Origin of the sequence: Halomonas flagellata (genome assembly GCF_022487945.1) — a bacterium.
GTDB lineage: Bacteria > Pseudomonadota > Gammaproteobacteria > Pseudomonadales > Halomonadaceae > Halomonas > Halomonas flagellata.
This window is the reverse complement of sequence record NZ_JAKVPY010000013.1, coordinates 14,826-35,809: the sequence shown is the minus strand read 5'-3', so window position 1 is coordinate 35,809 and position 20,984 is coordinate 14,826. Positions and strand designations below refer to the sequence as shown.

The 20,984-nt window shown below is 67.2% G+C and carries 17 protein-coding genes and 3 tRNA genes; 10 read left to right on the top strand and 10 right to left on the bottom strand.

Going from position 1 to position 20,984, the window contains the following annotated elements; all coding sequences use genetic code 11:
• Positions 1-62: 62 nt before the first annotated feature.
• From MKP05_RS12030 to MKP05_RS12020, 3 genes are all read left to right on the top strand, one after another.
• Positions 63-566 (top strand): TRAP transporter small permease subunit, encoded by a 504-nt coding sequence (locus MKP05_RS12030; RefSeq protein WP_110285205.1) that lies wholly within the window; start codon positions 63-65, stop codon positions 564-566.
• Complete coding sequence (locus MKP05_RS12025) at positions 563-1,891, top strand: TRAP transporter large permease (protein ID WP_240568491.1); 1,329 nt, start codon at positions 563-565, stop codon at positions 1,889-1,891. The genes MKP05_RS12030 and MKP05_RS12025 overlap by 4 nt, the downstream gene beginning before the upstream one ends.
• Positions 1,892-2,060: 169 nt before the next feature.
• Complete coding sequence (locus MKP05_RS12020; RefSeq protein ID WP_110285203.1) at positions 2,061-3,770, top strand: ABC transporter permease; 1,710 nt, start codon at positions 2,061-2,063, stop codon at positions 3,768-3,770.
• Here MKP05_RS12020 and MKP05_RS12015 read toward each other — a convergent pair.
• Positions 3,660-4,787, bottom strand: coding sequence for an ABC transporter ATP-binding protein (locus MKP05_RS12015; RefSeq protein WP_240568490.1), 1,128 nt, complete (start codon positions 4,785-4,787; stop codon positions 3,660-3,662). The two genes, MKP05_RS12020 and MKP05_RS12015, sit on opposite strands and share 111 nt — an antisense overlap.
• Positions 4,788-5,121: 334 nt before the next feature.
• Here MKP05_RS12015 and MKP05_RS12010 point away from each other — a divergent pair, with 334 nt between their 5' ends.
• Positions 5,122-6,150 carry a Fe(3+) ABC transporter substrate-binding protein gene (locus MKP05_RS12010; RefSeq protein ID WP_110285201.1) on the top strand — a complete coding sequence of 343 codons (1,029 nt, stop codon included), beginning with the start codon at positions 5,122-5,124 and terminating at the stop codon, positions 6,148-6,150.
• An 85-nt stretch (positions 6,151-6,235) separates the two neighbouring features.
• Here MKP05_RS12010 and MKP05_RS12005 read toward each other — a convergent pair whose 3' ends face one another.
• Entirely contained in the window at positions 6,236-7,147 is a 912-nt protein-coding gene (locus tag MKP05_RS12005; RefSeq protein WP_240568489.1) for a LysR family transcriptional regulator, read from the bottom strand.
• A gap of 142 nt (positions 7,148-7,289) precedes the next feature.
• On the opposite strand from MKP05_RS12005, the gene MKP05_RS12000 reads away from it, so the two are divergent.
• Genes MKP05_RS12000 through MKP05_RS11990 form a run of 3 tightly spaced genes read left to right on the top strand, consistent with a single transcriptional unit; the run spans position 7,290 to position 10,849 of the window.
• On the top strand, positions 7,290-8,660 hold the full coding sequence (locus MKP05_RS12000; RefSeq protein WP_240568488.1) for a uracil-xanthine permease family protein: 1,371 nt from the start codon (positions 7,290-7,292) through the stop codon (positions 8,658-8,660).
• 3 nt (positions 8,661-8,663) lie between these two features.
• The gene (locus tag MKP05_RS11995; RefSeq protein ID WP_240568487.1) at positions 8,664-10,139 is read left to right on the top strand and encodes an amidohydrolase family protein; all 1,476 of its coding nucleotides are present in this window, start codon (positions 8,664-8,666) and stop codon (positions 10,137-10,139) included.
• Positions 10,136-10,849 carry a sulfite exporter TauE/SafE family protein gene (locus MKP05_RS11990; protein ID WP_240568486.1) on the top strand — a complete coding sequence of 238 codons (714 nt, stop codon included), beginning with the start codon at positions 10,136-10,138 and terminating at the stop codon, positions 10,847-10,849. The genes MKP05_RS11995 and MKP05_RS11990 overlap by 4 nt, the downstream gene beginning before the upstream one ends.
• A gap of 6 nt (positions 10,850-10,855) precedes the next feature.
• Here MKP05_RS11990 and polA read toward each other — a convergent pair whose 3' ends face one another.
• Positions 10,856-13,624: a DNA polymerase I gene (polA, locus tag MKP05_RS11985; protein ID WP_240568485.1), complete on the bottom strand. Its 2,769-nt coding sequence runs from the start codon at positions 13,622-13,624 to the stop codon at positions 10,856-10,858.
• Between the two features lie 159 nt (positions 13,625-13,783).
• Between polA and MKP05_RS11980 the strand changes: the two genes are divergently transcribed.
• The 3 genes from MKP05_RS11980 to speA all read left to right on the top strand — a co-directional run bounded on the left by MKP05_RS11980 (position 13,784) and on the right by speA (position 17,089).
• Positions 13,784-14,080: a DUF2782 domain-containing protein gene (locus MKP05_RS11980; RefSeq protein WP_240568484.1), complete on the top strand. Its 297-nt coding sequence runs from the start codon at positions 13,784-13,786 to the stop codon at positions 14,078-14,080.
• 130 nt (positions 14,081-14,210) lie between these two features.
• Positions 14,211-15,170, top strand: coding sequence for a homoserine kinase (locus tag MKP05_RS11975; RefSeq protein WP_240568483.1), 960 nt, complete (start codon positions 14,211-14,213; stop codon positions 15,168-15,170).
• Positions 15,167-17,089 (top strand): biosynthetic arginine decarboxylase, encoded by a 1,923-nt coding sequence (gene speA / locus MKP05_RS11970; protein ID WP_110285197.1) that lies wholly within the window; start codon positions 15,167-15,169, stop codon positions 17,087-17,089. Before MKP05_RS11975 ends, speA begins: the two co-directional genes overlap by 4 nt.
• Before the next feature lie 78 nt (positions 17,090-17,167).
• On the opposite strand, the gene MKP05_RS11965 is transcribed toward speA, so the two are convergent.
• From MKP05_RS11965 to mutY, 7 genes are all read right to left on the bottom strand, one after another.
• Positions 17,168-17,833, bottom strand: a complete 666-nt coding sequence (locus tag MKP05_RS11965; RefSeq protein ID WP_240568482.1) for a fumarylacetoacetate hydrolase family protein — start codon at positions 17,831-17,833, stop codon at positions 17,168-17,170.
• Positions 17,834-17,938: 105 nt separating this feature from the next.
• Positions 17,939-18,925 (bottom strand): ectoine hydroxylase, encoded by a 987-nt coding sequence (thpD, locus tag MKP05_RS11960; RefSeq protein WP_240568481.1) that lies wholly within the window; start codon positions 18,923-18,925, stop codon positions 17,939-17,941.
• 228 nt (positions 18,926-19,153) lie between these two features.
• Positions 19,154-19,229, bottom strand: a tRNA-Thr gene (locus MKP05_RS11955).
• A 45-nt stretch (positions 19,230-19,274) separates the two neighbouring features.
• Positions 19,275-19,349: transfer RNA gene (locus MKP05_RS11950), tRNA-Gln, on the bottom strand.
• 6 nt (positions 19,350-19,355) lie between these two features.
• A tRNA-Phe gene (locus MKP05_RS11945) sits at positions 19,356-19,431 on the bottom strand.
• A gap of 92 nt (positions 19,432-19,523) precedes the next feature.
• A complete protein-coding gene (locus MKP05_RS11940; RefSeq protein WP_102629661.1) occupies positions 19,524-19,796 on the bottom strand; it encodes an oxidative damage protection protein in 273 nt (90 codons plus the stop codon).
• Positions 19,793-20,926 (bottom strand): A/G-specific adenine glycosylase, encoded by a 1,134-nt coding sequence (mutY, locus tag MKP05_RS11935; protein WP_240568480.1) that lies wholly within the window; start codon positions 20,924-20,926, stop codon positions 19,793-19,795. The genes MKP05_RS11940 and mutY overlap by 4 nt, the downstream gene beginning before the upstream one ends.
• Positions 20,927-20,984 lie beyond the last annotated feature (58 nt).

Sequence of the window (20,984 nt, the reverse complement as noted above, 5' to 3'; positions counted from 1 at the left end):
GCGCTCGTTGTGCCGTGCTCGATACGATTGCGAATCCACCCCGATTCCCGAGATCCACGACCATGAATGCCATCGCCAAGGCAATCGATACCTTCAACGAGTGCTTCGGGCGCCTGGTCGCCCCGCTCCTCGCCGTGATCACCCTGATCGTGATCTACGACATCGCCATGCGCTTCTTCTTCGGTCGCCCGAGTGACTGGGCCTTCGATGTCACCAAGATGCTGTTCGGCGCCCATTTCATGCTGATGGCGGCCTATGGGCTGCGCCACCACGCCCATGTCGAGGTCGACGTGCTCAAGCGTCTGCTCTCGCGACGCAAGCGGGCCGCCGTCGAGATCCTCGGCTACCTGATCTTCTTCGTACCCTTCATCTGGATGCTGCTGACCTACGGCTGGAGCTTCTTCGAACGCTCCTTCAGCCGCAGCGAGACCACCTACGGCATGGTCGCCATCCCCGTCTACCCGGTGAAGGCGGTGATCGTCGTCACCGCGGCGCTGATACTGCTGCAGGCCATCGCCATCGTCATCCGTGCCATCCAGGAACTGCGCCAGGAGGCCTCGGCATGAGTGCGGAACTGCTTACCCTGTTCATGTTCTCGGGCCTGCTGATCGGCCTGTTCATGGGCCATCCGCTGGCCTTCGTGCTCGGCGGCGTCGCCGTGCTGGGCGCCCTGGTCGGTCCCGGGATCAAGGTACTCGGCACCCTGATCAACAACATCTACGGCAACGCCATGGACAACTATGTCCTGGTGGCCATCCCGCTGTTCGTGCTGATGGCGCGCTTCCTCAACGATTCCGGGGTCACCGAGCGTATGTTCGACGCCATGCGTCTGCTGCTGGCCAACCTGCGCGGCGGCCTGGCGCTGACGGTGGTCATCGTCTCGGTACTGCTCGCCGCCACCACCGGTATCGTCGGCGCCTCCATCGCGGTGATGGGCATGATCGCCCTGGTGCCGATGCTCAAGTACCACTACAACAAGGAGCTCAGCACCGGGGTGATCATGGCCAGCGGCTGCCTGGGCATCCTGATCCCGCCCAGCATCATGCTGATCCTGATGGCCAGCTACTCGCCGGTCTCGGTGGGTGCGCTGTTCGCCGGCGCGCTGGTGCCCGGGCTGATGCTGGGCGTGATGTACGCCCTGTACGTGCTGGTGATCTGCTGGATCAAGCCCTCCTATGGCCCGCCGGTGCCGGCGGCAGAACGTGCCGAGACCAGTACCCGCGAGCTGCTGATCATGCTGGCCAAGTACGTGGTGCCGCCCATGGGCCTGATCCTCGGGGTGCTGGGCTCGCTGTTCACCGGCATCGCCACCGCCACCGAGGCCTCGGCCATCGGGGTGTCCATCGCCTTCCTGCTGTTCCTGATCTTCGGCGACCGCAAGGCCAGTACCTGCTACCGCACCCTGATCGACGCCAGCAAGACCACCACCATGGTGATGCTGGTGCTGGTGGGGGCCACCGCCTTCACCGGGGTGTTCTCCCGAGGCGGGGGCATGAGCGTGATCCACGACGTGGTGATGGCGATGCCCGGGGGCACCATCGGCGCCCTGATCCTGATGCTGTTCCTGGTATTCATCCTGGGCATGTTTCTCGACTGGACCGGCATCGTGCTGCTCAGCTTCCCGATCATGCTGCCCATCGTCGAGAACATGGGGGTGGACGTGCTGTGGTTCGTGGTGATGGTCGCGGTGGTGCTGCAGACCTCCTTCCTTACCCCGCCCTTCGGCTATGCGCTGTTCTATCTCAAGGGCGTGGCACCCAAGGGGGTCGAGATCGTCGACCTCTACAAGGCGGTGATCCCGTTCTGTGCGCTGATCGTGCTGGCCTGTGTGCTGATGGCGTTCTTCCCGGCCCTGGTCACCGGTCTGCCATCGATGCTGCTCGGCTACTGACCCGACAGCCCGCCCCCATGACGAGGCGCCCGCCGTCACCCGACGGCGGGCGCCTTCGTCTGAGGGCGGGTTGCCGAGGCTGCAGACACATGCCCTAGCTGATAATATTTGCAGCCGCCATGGTCTCGCATTTGCGGCCCGAGCCCCTGCCATCGCAAGGAGTCCTCGCTTGTCTAGATCCTCCAGCACCGGGTTGTCCGCCATTGCGCACCGGCTATCGAATCTCTTCAGACCCTGGACCATCCTGACACTCGCCATTGCCACCGTCGTGGCCTTGCCGGTACTGGTCATCCTTGCCCATATCGCCATGCCCACGGACGGCGTCTGGCAACACCTCTCCAGTACCGTGCTGGGACGCTATCTCGCCAACACCCTGTTTCTGACCATCGCGGTAGGAATCGGCACCCTGGTGATCGGGACCGGCACCGCCTGGCTGGTGGTCATGTGCCGCTTTCCGGGGCGACGGTTCTTCGAGTGGGCCCTGCTACTGCCACTGGCGGTACCCACCTATGTGATCGCCTACGCGTATACCGATTTTCTGCAGTTTGCCGGCCCGCTGCAGACCTGGCTGCGTGACCTGTTCGGCTGGAGCCATGGCGACTACTATTTTCCCGACATCCGCTCCCTCGGCGGCGCCGCCACCCTGATCACCCTGGTGCTCTACCCTTATGTCTACCTGCTGACGCGGGCGGCCTTCATCGAGCAGTCGGTCTGCGTGCTGGATGTGGGGCGCACCCTGGGCAGGGGCCCCTGGAACCTGTTCGCCAGCGTGGCCGTACCGCTGGCACGGCCCGCCATCATCGGCGGTGTCTCGCTGGCCTTGATGGAAACCCTGAACGAATTCGGCGCCGTGCAGTTCTTCGGCGTCGACACCTTCACCACCGGCATCTACCGCACCTGGTTCGGCATGGGCGAGCAGGTCGCCGCCGCCCAGCTCGCCGCCTGCCTGTTGGTCTTCGTCATCGCACTGGTGTTGCTCGAGCGCTGGTCACGCGGCAAGCGGAAATATTTCCACACCACGAATCGCTATCAGCAACTGCCCGAGTACCGCCTGCGCGGCTGGCATGCCAGCGGCGCTTTCGCCGCCTGCGCAATACCGGTGCTGATCGGCTTCCTGCTGCCCTGCGGCCTGCTGTTGCAGCTCGCCATCCAGAAGGGAGACGCGCTGTTCGGTACGCGCTTTCTCGACTTCGCCTGGAACAGCCTGCTGCTGGCCACGGTCGCCGCGCTGATTGCCGTCGGTCTGGCGGTGATCCTCAGCTACGGCGCACGCATCAACAACAGCCCGGTCACTCGGACGGCCACGCGCATCGCCTCCTTGGGCTATGCCATTCCCGGCTCGGTCATCGCCGTGGGCATCCTGATCCCCTTCGCCTGGCTGGACAACACCATCAACGACTGGCTGCACGAGCACCACGGCGTGATCATCGGGCTGATCTTCAGCGGCTCGGCCTTCATCCTCGTCTACGCCTATGTGGTGCGCTTCCTGGCCGTCTCGTTCAATGCCGTCGAGGCCAGCCTCGGCAAGGTCACACCCAGCATGGATGCGGCGGCCCGGACCCTCGGCGAGACCGCCACCGGTACGCTGCGGCGGATTCACACCCCCATCATGCGCGGCAGCCTGCTGGCCGCCGGTATCCTGGTGTTCGTCGATGTCATGAAGGAACTGCCCGCCACCATCATCCTGCGCCCCTTCAACTTCGATACGCTGGCCGTGCGGGCGCACAGCCTGGCATCGGACGAGCGCCTGGCCGAGGCGTCCACCGCCTCACTGGCTATCGTGGCTGTGGGCATAATCCCGGTGATCCTGCTCAGCATGGCCCTGCGCCGCTCCCGCCCCGGCCAGACCGGCTTCGGAGGGAAAGACAAAGACCTGTGACGGGTCGAGATGGATATCCACCGGCTGCCCCTCGGCGGGCAGGAAGACGCCGGGCACCCGAGCATGCAGGTGAGCTTCACGGCCATCCACGCCATGGGCACAGATATGCAGCAGGCTGCTGCGCCCCAGCAGCTTGGCCATGATCACGTGACTGTAGCGATGTCCCTCGGGCGGCTCATCGCGCGCGGTGAGTCGCAAGGCTTCCGGACGCACCATCACCTGGGCCTGCGCCCCCTCTGCCAGCCAGCCGGCGGCCACCGGCCCCAACGGCGTCTGCACGCAGCCATCGCGCACCTCGCCACTCAGCTCGTTCACTTCGCCGAAGAAGGTGACGACGAAGGGGTCGCAGGGATGGCAGTAGAGCTCGCGCGGGGTGCCCATCTGAACGATGCGGCCATCGCGCATCAGGGCGATGCGGTCGGCCATGAACATGGCCTCCTCCGGGTCATGGGTGACCAGCAGCGTGCCGGCGCCCACCTTCTTGAGGACATGCAGCGTATCGTCCCGAATGCGGTCTCGCAGCCTGGCGTCCAGGCTGGAGAACGGTTCGTCGAGCAGCATCAGTTGCGGCGCCGGCGCCAGCGCCCGGGCCAGGGCCACGCGTTGCTGCTGCCCCCCCGAGAGCATGTGCGGATAGACATCGGCATAGGCCGCCATGCCCAGCTGCTCGAGCAACCCCAGCGCGCGCTTGCGCCGCTGCGGCAATGGCTCGCCCTTCAGGCCGAAGGTCACGTTCTCGAGCACGGAGAGGTGCGGGAAGAGCGCCGAATCCTGGAACGCCAGGCCCACGTTACGCTTCTCCGGGGGCAGATGCCGGCCATGGGGTACCGCGATGGCACCCCCGTTGAGGGACACGCTGCCCTGCTGCAGCACTTCCAGCCCGGCGGCAATGCGCAGCAGGGTCGTCTTGCCACAGCCGGAGGGCCCCAGCAGGCAGACGACCTCGCCGGGCGCGACGTCCAGATCGATCCCCTGTACGGCGGCAAGACGACCGAAGGAATGGTGCACTCCCTTCATCGACAACACGGGCGGCTGGCGACTCGGGGCCTGTCCGGCTTCCACTTGGTTCTGTTGGCTGGTCATGGCATCAGGGCAGCTTGGTCGGAATGGCAAGAACGGCCCTCATCGTAACCGAAATGTCCAGTAAATACGTTTGAAATGTACTCGCATTCGCAATATTTTCCACCGCTTCTTGCTTTCCGTCATGGCATCAGCCACTTAACCGCCCAGGCCAGCATCACCAGGGCTTGACGACAGGCAGGCGAAAGCGTTCAATGGCGATTGCGCTAATGCAACGTATTATCATTCAAGGGCAATGCCTTCACTCCAGCAGGCTCATGAGGTGCACACAATGATCAACCGCCACCGTCTCGCCGTTCCATTCGCCGCCGTACTGGCCGGTTCGGCTTTCGCCACCAGCGCCACTGCCGATGAGGTCAACCTCTACTCGGCACGCCACTATGATTCGGACGAGCGGTTGTACGAGGCCTTCACCGAGCAGACCGGCATCAAGGTCAACGTCCTGGAAGGCGACTCGGACCAACTGATCGAGCGCATCCAGCGCGAGGGCGTGGCGAGCCCTGCCGACGTCATGATGACCGTCGATGCCGGCCGCCTGTGGCGCGCGGAGCAGGAAGGCATCTTCCAGGGCATCGAGTCCGAGGTGCTGGCCGAGCGCCTGCCGGAGGCCATGCGTCACCCGGAAGGCAAGTGGTTCGGCTTCAGCCAGCGGGCCCGCGCCATCTTCTACAACCGCGACAACTTCGACCCGAGCGAGATCAGCAGCTACGAAGACCTGGCCGACCCGCGTTTCGAGGGCAAGGTCTGCATCCGCTCGTCCAACAACATCTACAACCAGTCGCTGCTGGCCTCGATGATCGAGCACCATGGCGTGGAAGGCGCCGAGGAGTGGGCCCAGGGCGTGGTCAACAACTTCGCCCGCCAGCCCGAAGGTGGCGACACCGACCAGATCAAGGGCGTCGCCAGCGGTGAGTGCGACCTGGCCGTGGCCAACCACTACTACTATGTCCGCCTGCTCGACTCCGAGGACCCGGCGGATCGCGAAGCGGCGGACAAGGTCGGCATCCTCTTCCCCAACCAGAATGGCCGCGGCACCCACGTCAACGTCGGCGGCGCCGGTGTCGTCGAGGGCTCCCAGAACCGCGACAACGCCATCCGTTTCCTGGAGTTCCTCGCCTCCGACGAGGCCCAGGCCATCTTCGCCTCCGGCAACAACGAGTTCCCGGTGGTGGAAGGCATCGAGAAGGCGCCGACCCTGGAGTCCTGGGGCGACTTCAAGAAGGATGACCTCAACATCAGCATCCTGGGCGAGAACAACCCCGAGGCGGTTCGCATCTTCGATCGCGTCGGCTGGCGGTAAACCTGACGCAAGTCAGCACCTTCTTATGAAGTCGAGAGAAGGCCCGCGGCAATGCCGCGGGCCTTCTCGTTGTGGGGTTCTGCCGTCAGGACCGAGGCGCGATGGCCTGCATGGCCTCACGCAGCCGCTCCGCGAGCACAGCAATCGCCATGGGGAGGGTACGGTCGCTGTGAGTACACAGGACCATTCTCGCCCTGGCAATATTCCGGTCCTTCAGGGGGCGAAACACGAGCTCGCCCAGGGCCAGTTCCCGAGCAATGTCGAGCCGATTGAGGAAGGCGACTCCCAGGCCGGCTCGCGCCAGCGACTTAAGGGTGAGGATACGATTACCCGTCGCCTGCGGCTCGAGCTCGATATCCGCCTCTGCCAAGACCTGCTGCAGCGTCGAGCCATGAAACATCTCGCGCCCAGGCAGGATAGCCGGATAGGCCAGGCACTCCTCGAGGCTCACCGAGGCCCGCGCCGCCAGGGGATGATGTGGCGCCATGACGGCGCCGAACTCCAGCTCGACCCGCTCGATCAGGCGAATCCTGGGCAGCGTCGGCGGGTTGATGCACAGGCCGATATCGGCCTCGCCGGTGGCCACCCGCTCGAGAATGGCATCGGTCATGCCGGTCGTGATCACGAAGCGCACCCGCGGAAAGTCGCGACGAAATTCCGCCAGCACCTCCGGCAGCAACTGGTCGGTCAGCGACTCGACGCTGGCGATCCGCACCTCGGCGCAGCCACTGCCACGAATCTCCCCCAGTTCCTCCTGTAGCCCTCGCTCGTCCCGCTGCCACTGGCGCACCTGCTCGAGCAGCAACTCCCCGGCCGGGGAAAGCCGCAGCCCCCGCGGCAAGCGCTCGAAGAGCGGCACCCCCAGCTCGTCTTCCAGCTTGAGGATCTGGCGATTGACCGCCGAGGCGGCCACATGCAGCCGCTCCGCGGCGCGGCGCAGCGAGCCCTGGCGAGCGACCTCCTCGAAATAGCGCAATCCCGGCAACAGCAGATGCATTCCACCCTCCGCCAACTGTTGCCTTTTCGGCAACGATTAATGCGAAACATTATTATGGACCAGAACAGTAAGGGCTCGCTAGGGTTGAGGTACCGGCCGCCCCTTCCCGCGGCCGGTGATCACAACAACAAGAGGACTCCCGATGAACACCACCCCCAAGCCAACCGAGGCGGTCGAACCCGTCGACCAGCGGTTGCCCCTGGGCACCATGCTGCTCTATGGGCTGCAACATGTGCTGGTCATGGCGGCCGCCCCCATCACCGCCGCCTTCCTGATCGGCCATACCCTGGACCTGGCGGACGACGTCACCGTGGGCCTGATGAGCGCCATCTTCCTGGCCTGTGGCCTGGCCGGCATCCTGCAATCCGTCGGCGCCTTCGGCTTCGGCGCCCGGTTGCCCTTCGTGCAGGTGCCCGGCGGCGCCCCCCTGGTGATCTTCCTGGCCATCGCCCAGGCCACCGACCTGCAGACCGCCACCGGCGCGGTGATCCTCACCGGCCTCTTCTATTTCCTGGCCCTGCCCTTCTTCACCCGGCTGCTGAAGTACTTCCCACCCATCGTTATCGGCACCATGCTGCTGCTGGTGGCGATCAACCTGATCCGCATCTTCGGCGGCCTGATCACCGGGCGCCCCGGCTCGCCGGAGTTCGCCAGCATGGGCAGCATCGCCCTGGCCCTTGTCACCATCGCCTGCACCGTGCTCTTCGCCCGCTGCTTCAGCGGCATCTGGCAGCGCATCGCCGTCATGCTGGGCCTGCTGGCCGGGGCGACGGTGGCCGTCCTCGGTGGCGCCATGAGCTTCGACAATGTGCTCGCCGGCCCGATGATCGCCTTCCCCCAGCCCTTCCCCTTCGGCATGCCGAAGTTCGACCTCTTCGCCTCCCTGCCGCTGCTGATCTTCTGCGTGGTATCGATGACCGAGGCCACCGGCCAGACCCTGGCCACCGCCGAGATCGTCGGCCGCCGCGGCGACCACAAGGCCATCGTGCCGCACAATATCCGCGCCGACGCCCTGGGCTCGCTGTTCGGCGGCTGCTTCGGCACCTCGCTGATCATCACCAGCGGCGAGAACATCGGCATCATCCGCGCCACCGGGGTGCGCTCCCGCTACGTGACCATCGCCGCCGGCGCCATGCTGGTGCTGCTGGCCCTGATCGCGCCCCTGGGCCGGCTGGCCCATGCCGTCCCCACCGCCGTGGTGGCGGGTACCGCGGTGATCGTCTTCGCCATCATCGGCGTCATGGGCATCAATATCCTGCGCAAGGTGGACTTCGACCAGAACGGCAATATGTTCACCCTGGCCGCGGCCCTGGCCATGGGCATCCTGCCCATCGTGGTGCCGGGCTTCTACAGCGCCTTCCCCGAGCACCTGCAGATCGTGCTGGGCAATGGCCTGGCCATGGGCACCCTGACCGCGGTGCTGGTGAATATCCTCTTCCACCACCTGGGCACCTCCCGCCGACCGCGCAACGGCGGCGCTGCGCCCCCCCTCGAAGCCTCCAAGGGAGACTAAGGCATGACGCATCCGACCCGCTCCGCGCCACGGCTGGCGCCCGACCGCCTCGGCGACGAGACCCTGTTGCTGCTGCCCGAGGAGGTGCTGCTCCCCGAGGGCTGCCAGACGCACCAGGCGGTACTGATCGCCGCGGGCAAGTTCCAGGAGGTGGGCGATGCCACGACCCTGTGCCGCCGCCACCCGGAGCTGACTCCCATCGAGTTGCCGGGACAGCTGCTGATGCCGGGGCTGATCGACACCCACCACCACCTGACCCAGTCCCTGGGCAAGTCGCTGGTGTTCGGCGAACCCTCGGAGATCTTCAAGCGCATCTGGATTCCCCTGGAGGCCAGCCTCGACGAGGAGCTGCTGCACCTGTCGGCCAAGCTGGCGGCCCTGGAGGCGCTGCGCGGCGGCTTCACCACCGCCGTGGATGCCGGCACCCGCTCCGCCGCCGACATGACGGCAATCACCCGGGCCGCCGAGGAGACCGGCCTGCGCTGCGTGCTGGGGATGATCTGCAATGACCTGGGCGGCGGCGCCGGCGACTCCGACCCCGAGGCCAGGACGGCCATCCTGCAACGGGCCGAGCGGCACCTGGCCCAGTGGCAGTCCCACCCCCTGGTCAGCCCGTCGCTGGCGGTATCGATTCCCGAGGTGGCCAGCGACGCCATGCTGCACGCCGCCTCCGCACTCAGCGCGGAGGCGGGGGGGATCTTCCAGACCCATGTCAACGAGCACCTGCAGGCGGTGGAGCGCTCCCTGGTGGCGCGGCGCCAGCGCCCCCTGGAGCACCTGCATGCGGTCGGCGCCCTGGGGCCCCAGGCCCTGGTGGCCCATGCCACCCTGGTCACCCCGAACGAGCTCAACCTGCTGCGCGACACCGGTACCGCGGTGGCCTTCAATCCGGTTGCCAGCTCGTGGAAGGGCAACGCCGTGGCGCCGGCACTGCAGATGGCCGCGCTGGGCATCCGCTTTGGCCTGGGCACCGACGGCACGCGCAGCGACGGCTTCCGCCTGATGGATGCCGCCGAGACCAGCCAGCGTCTGACCGTCGGCCTGGCGTCCGGGGATTCGTCCTGCGGCGGCGGCTGGCTATGGCTCGATCACGCCACCCGTGCCAGCGCCGACGCGGTGGGGCTCAAGGGGCTGACCGGCGAGATCGCCCCGGGCCTGGCCGCCGACTTCCTGCTCGTCGATCTCGACGTGCCGGAGATGACACCGTCCTGGGATCGTCCCTGGGAGCTGGTGCGCTATGCCAATCGTGATCAGATCGAGGCCGTGTTCACCAACGGCCGGCTGCGTCTGTGGCAGGGCTGGCCGGTGGATTGGGATGCCCGCGCGCTGCTGCGCGAGGTGCGCGAGGCGGCCGGCGCCGCGGTGGAAAGAGCGCCGATTTATCGGGTGCATCCGCCGTCGTCGGCGCACCGGGAAACGGTCAACGGGAATCAGGAGATCGGCGCCGAGCTGACCGCGGGAGCGGCACGCCGAACATGAACGAGATCGTCATCTTCGTCATCATCGCCGCCGCCACCGGCATCGCCGCCTTCGTACAGGGCGCGATCGGCATCGGCTTCGCGCTGATCGTCGCCCCGGTGCTGGGCTTCCTGCGCCCCGATCTGCTGCCGATCGCGCTGCTGATCCTGATGTTGCCGCTCAATCTCTACGTCGGCCTGCGCGAGCGCGAGGCGATCGACTGGAAGGGTGTCGGCTGGATCAGCCTGGGTCGCCTGCCCGGCACCTTCATCGGCCTGTGGATCCTGGTCATCCTGAGCGCCGACAGTCTCAACCAGGTGGTCGGCGCCTCGACGGTGATTGCCGTGCTCGCCGCCCTGTTCGCCCCGGTGTTCCGACCGCAACGTAGCGCTTGCGCCACCGTCGGCGTCATTACCGGCGTCACCGAGACCGCCACCGGCGTCGGTGGCCCGCCCCTGGCGCTGCTCTACCAGCACCGCCCCGGGCCGGAACTGCGCTCGACCATTGCCTGCTGCTTCCTGGTCGGCGAAATCATCTCGCTGATCATTCTGGCCGCGGCGGGCAAGTTCCACCTCGACCAGCTGCTCTGGGCCCTCTACCTGCTGCCGCCGCTGATCATCGGCAGCGTCGCCAGCCGCGTGACACACCACCGCATCGACGCCAGGCGACTGCGCCAGGGCGTGCTGCTGTTTGCGCTGGTGTCGGGCGTCATATTAATGATCCCCTACTAACGACCCTTAGTGGGCCTCGTCCCAGTTGGCGCCCGACTCGGCCTCGACGATCAACGGCACGCCGAGCTCGGCGGCACCCTGCATGCGGCCCTTCACCTCCTCGATGAAGGCGTCCACCTGCGCCTCGGCCACCTCGAACACCAGCTCGTCGTGGACCTGCATCACCATCACGGCATCGAAGGCCTCGCCCGCCAGCCAGGCGTCGACATCGATCATGGCGCGCTTGATGATGTCCGCCGCGGTGCCCTGCATCGGAGCATTGATGGCGGTGCGCTCGGCGCCCTGGCGTCGAGCCCGGTTCTGGGAGTGGATCTCCGGCAGGTAGAGGCGCCGGCCGAAGACGGTCTCCACGTAGCCGTCATCGGCGGCCTGGGAGCGGATGCGCTCCATGTAGCGGGCCACGCCCGGGTAGCGGTCGAAGTAGCGGTCGATATAGGTCTGGGCCTGGTTGCGCTCGATGTGCAGCTGGCGACCCAGCCCCCAGGCGCTCATGCCGTAGATCAGCCCGAAGTTGATCGCCTTGGCGCTGCGCCGCTGGTCGCCCGAGACCTTGTCGAGCGGCACGCCGAACACCTCGGCGGCGGTGGCGGCGTGGATGTCGCGGCCCTCGGCGAAGGCCTCGAGCAGGCCCTTGTCCGCGGAGAGGTGCGCCATGATGCGCAGCTCGATCTGCGAGTAGTCGGCGGCGACGATGCGGTAGCCCGGCCGGGCGATGAAGGCCTTCCGAATCTTGCGACCCTCTTCCGTACGTATCGGGATGTTCTGCAGGTTGGGGTCCGATGACGACAGCCGCCCGGTGGCGGTGACCGCCTGGTGATAGCTGGTATGCAGCCGCCCGGTGGCCCTGTTGACCAGCCTGGGCAGCTTGTCGGTGTAGGTGGACTTCAGCTTGGCGAGCCCCCGGTGTTCCATGATCACCTTGGGCAGCGGATAGTCCAGCGCCAGCTCCTCGAGCACGGCTTCCGCGGTGGAGGGCGCCCCCTTGGGGGTCTTCTTGATCACCGGGATCTGCTGTTCCTCGAAGAGGATCTGGCCGAGCTGCTTGGGCGAGCCGAGGTTGAACTCGCGCCCGGCGAGCTCATAGGCCCTGGCCTCGAGCTCGCGGATGCGGGTCTCGAGTTCGCGGCTCTGGGTGTGCAGCCGCTCGGGATCGAGCGCCACGCCGGTGCGCTCCATGCGCGAGAGTACCGGCACCAGCGGCAGCTCGATCTCCTCGAGCACGCTGGCCAGCCGCCCCTCGGCCTCGACGCGCGGGCGCAGCTCGCGATGCAGCCTCAGGGTAATGTCGACGTCCTCGCAGGCGTAGGGCGCGGCCTGCTCCAGGGCGATCTGGTTGAAGGTGAGCTGCTTGGCCCCCTTGCCGGCGACCTCCTCGAAGGAGATGGTCTTCTCGCCCAGGTACTTCAGCGCCAGCGAATCCATGTCGTGGCGGGTCGCCGTGGAGTCGAGCACGTAGGACTCGAGCATGGTGTCCTCCAGCGGCCCGGCGACACGGATGCCGTAGCTGGCCAGCACCGAGATGTCGTACTTGAGGTTCTGGCCGATCCGGGTCTTGTCCGGATCTTCCCACAGCGGCGTCAGGGCCTCGAGCACGGCCTGGCGATCGAGCTGCGCCGGAGCGTCCAGGTAGTCGTGGGCCAGCGGGATATAGGCCGCCTCGCCCGGCTCGAGCGCCAGGCCCACCCCGACGATCTCCGCCTCCATGTAGTCGAGGCTGGTGGTCTCCAGGTCGAAACAGAAGGCATCGGCCTCCTTCAGGCGCTCGAGCCAGGCATCGAAATCGGCCTGGGCGAGGATGACATGATCCTCGCGCCCGGCAGCATGGCCCGTACCACCCTCCTCGTCCTCCCCGACCGGCGTCGGCTTGCCGCCTCCCACGTCATCCACGCCCTCGTCCCTGCCCTCAAGCAGCTCGGCAAGCCAGGCCTTGAACTCCAGCTCGCGATAGAGCTCGAGCAGCGCCTCACGGTCCGGGTGGGCGATGTCCAGGTCGTCGAGCCCCACCGGCAGCTCGCAGTCGGTCTTGATGGTGGCGAGCCGGTAGGAGAGGAAAGCCTGGTCGCGATGCTCGTCGAGCTTCTTCGGCAGGGTCTTGGCGCCGCGAAAGTCGAGGCTCTTGACCTTGTCGAGGTCGGCGTAGATGGCCTCCAGGCCGCCGCCCATCCCCTGCAGCAGGCCGAGCGCCGTCTTCTCGCCGACCCCCGGCACGCCTGGGATGTTGTCGACCTTGTCGCCCATCAACGCCAGGAAGTCGATGATCAGCTCCGGCGGCAGCCCGAACTTCTCCTTCACGCCGTCGACGTCCAGGGTCTCGTCCTTCATGGTGTTGACCAGGGTGATATGGGCGTTGACCAGCTGGGCCATGTCCTTGTCGCCGGTGGAGATCACCGCGTCGCGGCCGGCCTCGGTGGCCCGGCGGGCCAGGGTGCCGATGACGTCGTCGGCCTCGACCCCCTCGATGCACAGCAGCGGCAGGCCCAGCGCCCGCACGCAGGCGTGCAGCGGCTCAACCTGGGAGCGCAGCTCATCGGGCATCGGCGGGCGGTGCGCCTTGTACTGTTCGAACAGCTCGTCGCGGAAGGTCTTGCCCTTGGCGTCGAAGACCACCGCCATGGGGCTGTCCGGGTAGTCCTTGATCAGCCGCTTGAGCATGTTGAGCACGCCCTTGATGGCACCGGTGGGCTGGCCGCGAGAGGTGGTCAGCGGCGGCAGGGCGTGAAAGGCGCGGTAGAGATAGGAAGAACCGTCGACGAGAACGATGGGCGTGTCGGCCATGTATCGGCATCCATTGAGTCTGTGCTGGGAAAGCGTGATCCTGGGCATCCATGATACGCATTGCGCGCCCCTTTTGCCGCGAGTGATAGGCCGACAGGCGGCAAGGTCTTACACTGGGGGTATCGTCACCCCCTGCCGCACGCGGCCCCGGAGGTCTTCATGAAGCTACTGCAACACTCGCCCCCCGCCCTGCTGCTGGCCCTGGGCCTCTCGCTCTGCCTCGCGGGCCCGGCCCTGGCCCAGTCTGCCTCCGAGGTGGAGCCGGACATCACCATCCGCCAGGAGGAGGATCGCACCATCCGCGAATACCGGATCAACGGCGAGCTCTACGCCATCGAGATCCGCCCCTCTCGCGGCCCCTCCTACTACCTGGTGGACCACGACGGCGACGGCAACTTCGAACGCCAGGACGGCGACCGGATCGCCGTCCCCCAGTGGATACTGCACACCTTCTGATCCTTTCCCGCCGGGAGCGGGGCTCCCGGCGGATGCCGGCGCAAGCGACCACGATCTGCCACTCTCGGGTGCGTGCATCGCACTGCCAAGTCGCTACAATAGGCGGCTTGGCAACCCGGGCGAGAGACACATGGCCGTATTCACACCACTTGGCGACGCACAGGTCGCGGAATTCCTGAACCGCTTCGATGCCGGCTCGCTGGTCTCCCTGGAAGGCGTCCCCGCCGGCACCGAGAACACCACCTTCTTCGTCACCACCGACCGCCGCGAGCTGGTCCTGACCCTGTTCGAGCAGGGCGAACACGAGGAGCTGCCGTTCTTCGTCGAGCTGCTCGACTACCTCGACGAGCACCGCCTGCCGGTCCCCGGCCCGGTACACGATCGCGACGGCATCGCCCTGCATAGCCTCGCCGACAAGCCGGCGCTGCTGTTCCCTCGCCTGCCCGGGAAGCACCCCAAGGCCCCCAACCCGGCGCAGTGCCAGGCACTGGGTGACGCCCTGGGGCGCATGCATCGGGTATCACAGCACTTTCCCGGGCACCGCCCCAACCCGCGCGACCTGCACTGGCTGCTGCCGATGCACCACCGTGTGCTGGTCTACCTGTCGCCTGAAGACCAGACCCTGATGAAGGACGAGGTGGAGATCTACCAGGGCTTCTTCGGCAGCGCCCTGGAGTTGCCCCAGGGGGCCCTGCACGGCGACCTGTTCCGCGACAACACCCTGTTCGAGGGCGACCGCCTGGGCGGCATCATCGACTTCTACAACGGCTGCACCGGGGACCTGCTGTTCGACCTGGCCATCGTCATCAACGACTGGGCCACCGAAGCGGACGGCCGGCTGAATGCCGAGCGTCACGACGCCATCCTGCGCGCCTACCAGGCATGCCGCCCGCTCACCTGCGTGGAGCGCGATGCCTGGCCGATGATGCTGCGCCTGACCGCCCTGCGCTACTGGCTGTCACGGCTGCTGGTGGTCTATGTGGACCCGCCGGCCCACGACCTCACGCCCCACGACCCGGAGCAGTTCCGCACCATCCTGCTGGCGCGCCTCGAACATGGCGCCCTGCCGCTACCGGAGGTGAATGCATGAGCCTGTCCAAGAGCAGTGCCGCAGGCCCGGCACAGCGCGCCCGGCGCACCTGGAACATCGACCAGTGGGGCAGCGGCTACTTCGACGTCGACGACACCGGCCACGCCCTGGTGCGCCCGCTGGGCAGCGAGGCCGAGGGCCCGGCCCTGCCGCTGGACGACCTGGTGACCGAGCTCCGCCAGGCCGGGCTGCGCCTGCCGGTGCTGGTGCGCTTCACCGACATCCTGCACGACCGGGTCGAGCAGCTCTGCGCCGCCTTCGATACCGCCATGCAGGAGGAGGAGTTCGGCGGCGGCTACACCGCGGTCTACCCGATCAAGGTCAACCAGCAGCGCCGGGTGGTGGAGGAGATCCTCGGCACCCAGGAGCGCGGCCATGGCCGGGTGGGGCTCGAGGCCGGCAGCAAGCCGGAGCTGCTCGCCGTGCTCGCGCTCTCCGGCGACGGCCCCTCGCTGATCGTCTGCAACGGCTACAAGGACCGCGAGTACGTGCGCCTGGCGCTGATGGGCGAGAAGCTCGGCCACCGGGTCTACCTGGTGGTGGAGAAGCTCTCGGAGCTGCCGCTGATCCTCGAAGAGGCCGAGCGCATCGGCGTCACGCCACGCATCGGCCTGCGCGCCCGCCTGGCCACCGTGGGGCGCGGCCGCTGGCAGAACACCGGCGGCGAGAAGTCCAAGTTCGGCCTCACCGCCAGCCAGGTGCTGGCCGTGGTGGAGCAGCTGCGCGAGGCCGACGCCCTGGCCAGCCTGCAGCTGGTGCACTTCCACCTGGGCTCGCAGATCGCCAATATCCGCGACATCCAGCGCGGCCTGCGCGAGTGCGCGCGCTTCTACCAGAGCCTGGTGGAACTGGGCGCCCCGGTGGACACCGTGGACGTGGGCGGCGGCCTCGGCGTCGACTACGAGGGCACCCGCTCGCGCAGCTTCTGCTCCGCCAACTACTCCATGCTGGAGTACGCGCGCAACGTGGTGTACGCCTTCCGCCTGGCCTGCCAGGAGCACGGCCTGCCCCAACCCCACCTGATCAGCGAGTCGGGCCGGGCGCTCACCGCCCACCACGCGGTGCTGATCACCAACGTGATCGGCGAGGAGCGCATCGGCGACGAGGCGCCCCCGCGCCGGGTCGAGGGCGACCCCCAGGTCGACGAGCTGTGGCGCGTCCACGACCTGCTGCACGAGCAGGCCGAGCCGCGCGGCCTGGTCGAGGCCTGGCACGACCTGGTGCAGGCCATGGGCGAGCTCCACGAGCGCTTCGTGATGGGCCTCACCGACATCACCGCCCGGGCCGAGGGCGAGGGCGTCTACTTCGCCGCCTGCGCCCGGCTGCGTGCGCGGCTCGATACCCGCAACCGCGCCCATCGTGAGATCGACGACGAACTGGCCGAGAAGCTCGCCGACAAGCTGTTCGTCAACTTCTCGCTGTTCCAGTCGGTACCGGACGTCTGGGGCATCCAGCAGATCTTCCCGGTGCTGCCGCTCACCGGCCTGGACCACGCGCCGGTGCGCCGCGGGGTGATCCAGGACATCACCTGCGACAGCGACGGCCGCATCGACGGCTACGTCGACGGCCAGGGGGTCGAGACCACCCTGCCGCTGCCGGAATGGCAGGAGGGCGAGGAGAAGCTGCTGGGCTTCTTCATGGTCGGCGCCTACCAGGAGATCCTCGGCGACCTGCACAACCTGTTCGGCGACACCGACTCGGCGGACGCCGCCCTGGACGGCAACGGCCGCTGGTCGATCAGTCAGATCCAGCAGGGGGACCGGGTCGCCGACGTGCTCGGCTACGTCAACTTTGACGTCGCCGCCCTGCGCGAGCGGCTGGCCGAGCAGCTCGCGCGCAGCGGCCTGGAGCAGGCCGAACAGCAGGCCTTCCTCGACGACCTCTCGGATGGCCTGGACGGCTACACCTATCTGGAGTGAGCGCACGCCGCCTGGAACGTGAAGACGCCCTGCAGCCTTTGAATTGCGGGGCGTCCTGCGCCTCGGCGCTCGGAATGCTCAGTCGATGACGCGCGTGGCCACCTCCAGCCCCCCGGTCAGGGTGAAGCGAAGCTCGGCGCCCCGGGGCAGCGGCCCTACGCCGGCCGGGGTGCCGGTCAGCACCACGTCGCCGGCCTGCAGGGTGAAATGGCGACTCATCTCCGCCACCAGCATCGCCACCGGGAAGAGCATCTCGGAGCCCTCGCCGTGCTGGCGCAGTTCCCCGTCGATCTCCAGGGTGAAGGTCAGGGCGCTCCAGTTGGGCACCTGGGTGAGCGGCAGGAACACCGACAGCGGGCAGGCACCATCGAAGGCCTTGGCGATTTCCCAGGGATGGCCCTTCTCCTTGAGGCGGGCCTGAATGTCGCGCAGCGTCAGGTCCAGCGCCAGCCCGATACCGACCACCGCCCGCTCGGCCTCGTCCACGCCGGCATGGGACAGCTCCTCGCCGATCAGCAGCGCCATCTCCGTCTCGTAGTGCACTTCGCCGCGGGAAAAAGGCGCGTCCACCGGCTCCTCGAGGGCCACCGCACTGGTCGCCGGCTTGATGAACAGCAGCGGCTCGCTGGGCACCGGGTTGCCCAGTTCCTTGGCGTGATCGGCGTAGTTGCGGCCGACACAGACGATCTTGCCGAGCGCATGGGGAAATTCCTGGCCATCGGTGAAACGTGGAACAAAGCGCATGGCGGGCCTTCTCCTTCTCGTGATGCGTGACGCTTCTCGACGACAAGCGTCACAGTCTACCCCACCTGCGGCGTGGGTCCACACTCCGGGGCCGGACAGATGGCCTCAGCTCTGTGGCGACCATGCCTCGTCCGGTGCATGGGCCAGGAAGCCCGGCCGCCGCCGGCGTGCCGCAAAGGGTTCCACACAGCGATTGTCGCGACGATTGTAGACGAAGAAGACGTTGCTGCGCGGGTCCGGCGACATGTTGGCGTTGGAGCCGTGCAGGGTGTTGCAGTCGAACAGCAGCAGCCCGCCAGCGGACCCGGTGGGCGCCTCGATGCCGTGGTGCGCGATCAGCCTGGTCAGCACCTCGCGGCTCGGCACGCCGATCTCCTGGGTCTTGAGCGACTGCTTGTGGTGGTCGTCCGGCGTCTCGCCCAGGCAGGGCACGAAGACCCGGTGCGAACCGGGGATCAGCATCAGCGGCCCGTTGAAGTGGTGGTTGTCGGTGAGCACGATGGAGGCGCTCACCGCATGCATGGCCGGCATGCCGTCCTCGGCGTGCCAGGTCTCGAAGTCGGAGTGCCAGTTGAAGCCCTTGCCCTCGAAGCCGGGCTTGTAGTTGATCCGCGACTGGTGCACATAGGCCTCGCCGCCGAGGATCTGACGCGCGCGCCCCATCAGCCGCTCGTCGTGGGCCAGGCGCGAGAACAGCCGGGAGAGGAAGTGCACCGCAAACAGCGAGCGGATCTCCCGGCCCTGGGGCTCGGTGATGCTGAAGTCGCGGCCACGGAAGTCGTCACGGGCCAGCAACGCCTTCAGCTCCCGACGCAGCTCGGCGAGCTCGTCGCCGCCGATGAAACCGGGCTCGAAGAGAAAGCCCTGGCGCTCGAACGCATCGAGCTGCGCCTGGCTCAGGGGACCGTCCTCGGCACGCCCCTTGACCACCGCCTCGCGACGGCTCAGCCAGGGCATGTCCAGCGGCTCGGCGAGCCGGGTGGGATAAGGGTCCTGTCCCGTGCGCGGTGCGCCCTTCACCTGGCTGGTGGGCTCGGGAGCGTCGCCGATGGCGTGGAAGCGGGTCTGGCTGAACGATGTCTGCACCGGCATCTGAATCACCTCCTGTGGTTCCGTGATCAGTCTCAGTTCGAACTCGTTGTGACGACGGGGTCGCTGCGGGGACCCCGGCAAGGGATCTGCGTGTAGTGTTGTGGTGGTACCCGACAGGGGTTTCAAGGCCAGGAACGCCCCTGTGGATGCCTTGTGGACAAAGACGAAAAAACCGCCTCAGGGGCGGTTATCATATGCTGCAACTCGTTGATTGTCCCGACGTCTGGATGGTGCCGGCACCAGGAGTCGAACCCGGGACCTACTGATTACAAGTCAGTTGCTCTACCAACTGAGCTATGCCGGCTCGGGACCGACTCACACGAACTGCAGAATCGAAATAGGGTTGGCGTGGCTGGGGTACCAGGATTCGAACCTGGGAATGCCGATACCAAAAACCGGTGCCTTACCACTTGGCTATACCCCAGCAGTGTGGTGGCCAGAGACGGAATCGAACCGCCGACACGGGGATTTTCAATCCCCTGCTCTACCGACTGAGCTATCTGGCCGCTGCCAACGGGGCGTATTAAACCCCAAGGGGCCGTTTGCGTCAACCCCTTCCGTTTCAAAAAGATGGCGTACGGGGCGTCGGCCGCGAGGGTCACTCCCCGCGTGGCACATAGCCTTCCGCCTGGTCGGTCTCGCGGTTGTCGAGGAAGCGCTCCATCTGCTCCATCAGGTACTCCCGGGAGGCCGGATCGAGCATGTTGAGGTGCTTCTCGTTGATCAGCCGGGTCTGCAGCGCCTGCCACTCCTCCCAGGCCTGCTTCGACACACTGGCCTGGATCTCCTGGCCCTTCTTGCCAGGCAGCGGCGGAAACGGCAGGGCCTCGAGCTCCTGCTGATACTTGCGACAGAACACGGTCTGGCTCATCGGACATTCTCCTCGTGACGGCTATCGTGCGGCTTGGGTGTTCTGGGGCCGGTGGGCACCGTGAGCGCAAAGGGCGCCAGCGACGCCAGCAGCGACTTCACCGGGGCCGCCAGGCCGATGCTGTCGGGCTCCCGGGGATCGTACCAGCGACGGGCCTCTCCCACCGAATCGATGGCGGCGATCCGCGCCGGCTGCGGGGTGATCTCCAGGCGAAAGTGGCTGAAGACATGGGTGAAGGGCGCCCAGCCAGGCTCGAGCTCGGCACCGGGGGCGTGGACATCGAGCCAGGCCCGCAGGGAGATGTCTTCGTCGAACTGGGGCAGGCTCCAGAGCCCGCCCCACAGGCCACTGGAGGGACGCTGCTCGAGCAGCACCCGGCCGTGCTCATCGCGCAGCAGCAGCATGACGGTGACTCGCGTGGGCAGCGCCTTCTTCGGCTTCGACTCGGGAAAGCGCCGCTCCTCGCCCCGGGCATGGGCCACGCAGACATCATTGAAGGGGCAGCGCTCGCAGTCCGGGCGACCACGGCGGCAGAGGGTCGCTCCCAGGTCCATCATCGCCTGGGTGTAGTCGGCCAACCGCGTCTCGGGCGTGTAGTGCTCGGCCAGGGCCCAGAGGCGGCGCTCCACCGCCGGGCGGCCCGGCCAGCCCGCCACCGCATGCAGCCGGGTCAGGCTGCGCTTGACGTTGCCGTCGAGGATCACCGCCCGCCGGCCGCTGCTCTGGCTGATGATGGCACCGGCCGTGGAGCGGCCGATGCCGGGCAGCGCGGCCAGCGCCTCGAGCTCCAGCGGCAGCTCGCCGCCATGCGCCTCCACCACCACCCGGGCGGCCTTGTGCAGATTGCGTCCGCGGGCGTAGTAGCCCAGCCCCGTCCACAGATGCAGCACCTCGTCCTGCTCGGCCGCGGCCAGCGAGGCGATGTCGGGGAAGCGCGCCATGAAGCGCTCGAAATAGGGGATCACCGTGGTGACCTGGGTCTGCTGCAGCATGATCTCCGAGACCCAGACCCGGTAGGGCGTCCGCTCCTGCTGCCAGGGCAGGTCGTGGCGGCCATGCTCGTCGAACCACCCCAGCAGGCGCCGCTGGAAGACCTCGGCGGGAAGCACGGGGGGCGGCAACTCCTTCATGGCGACTCCTTGCCGGTAACGTGGAAGCTGGCGAAAAAAAGCGCCGACCCGGGGTCGG

Excerpts from the sequence above, each read along its gene's own strand:
- MKP05_RS11940 (WP_102629661.1), bottom strand. The coding sequence starts at position 19,796 with ATGAGCCAGACCGTGTTCTGTCGCAAGTATCAGCAGGAGCTCGAGGCC.
- thpD (WP_240568481.1), bottom strand. The coding sequence starts at position 18,925 with ATGCCGGTGCAGACATCGTTCAGCCAGACCCGCTTCCACGCCATCGGC.
- MKP05_RS11965 (WP_240568482.1), bottom strand. The coding sequence starts at position 17,833 with ATGCGCTTTGTTCCACGTTTCACCGATGGCCAGGAATTTCCCCATGCG.
- MKP05_RS12010 (WP_110285201.1), top strand. The coding sequence starts at position 5,122 with ATGATCAACCGCCACCGTCTCGCCGTTCCATTCGCCGCCGTACTGGCC.
- MKP05_RS12030 (WP_110285205.1), top strand. The coding sequence starts at position 63 with ATGAATGCCATCGCCAAGGCAATCGATACCTTCAACGAGTGCTTCGGG.
- MKP05_RS12025 (WP_240568491.1), top strand. The coding sequence starts at position 563 with ATGAGTGCGGAACTGCTTACCCTGTTCATGTTCTCGGGCCTGCTGATC.
- MKP05_RS11995 (WP_240568487.1), top strand. The coding sequence starts at position 8,664 with ATGACGCATCCGACCCGCTCCGCGCCACGGCTGGCGCCCGACCGCCTC.
- MKP05_RS11980 (WP_240568484.1), top strand. The coding sequence starts at position 13,784 with ATGAAGCTACTGCAACACTCGCCCCCCGCCCTGCTGCTGGCCCTGGGC.
- speA (WP_110285197.1), top strand. The coding sequence starts at position 15,167 with ATGAGCCTGTCCAAGAGCAGTGCCGCAGGCCCGGCACAGCGCGCCCGG.
- MKP05_RS12005 (WP_240568489.1), bottom strand. The coding sequence starts at position 7,147 with ATGCATCTGCTGTTGCCGGGATTGCGCTATTTCGAGGAGGTCGCTCGC.
- polA (WP_240568485.1), bottom strand. The coding sequence starts at position 13,624 with ATGGCCGACACGCCCATCGTTCTCGTCGACGGTTCTTCCTATCTCTAC.
- MKP05_RS12015 (WP_240568490.1), bottom strand. The coding sequence starts at position 4,787 with ATGAAGGGAGTGCACCATTCCTTCGGTCGTCTTGCCGCCGTACAGGGG.
- MKP05_RS11975 (WP_240568483.1), top strand. The coding sequence starts at position 14,211 with ATGGCCGTATTCACACCACTTGGCGACGCACAGGTCGCGGAATTCCTG.
- mutY (WP_240568480.1), bottom strand. The coding sequence starts at position 20,926 with ATGAAGGAGTTGCCGCCCCCCGTGCTTCCCGCCGAGGTCTTCCAGCGG.
- MKP05_RS11990 (WP_240568486.1), top strand. The coding sequence starts at position 10,136 with ATGAACGAGATCGTCATCTTCGTCATCATCGCCGCCGCCACCGGCATC.
- MKP05_RS12000 (WP_240568488.1), top strand. The coding sequence starts at position 7,290 with ATGAACACCACCCCCAAGCCAACCGAGGCGGTCGAACCCGTCGACCAG.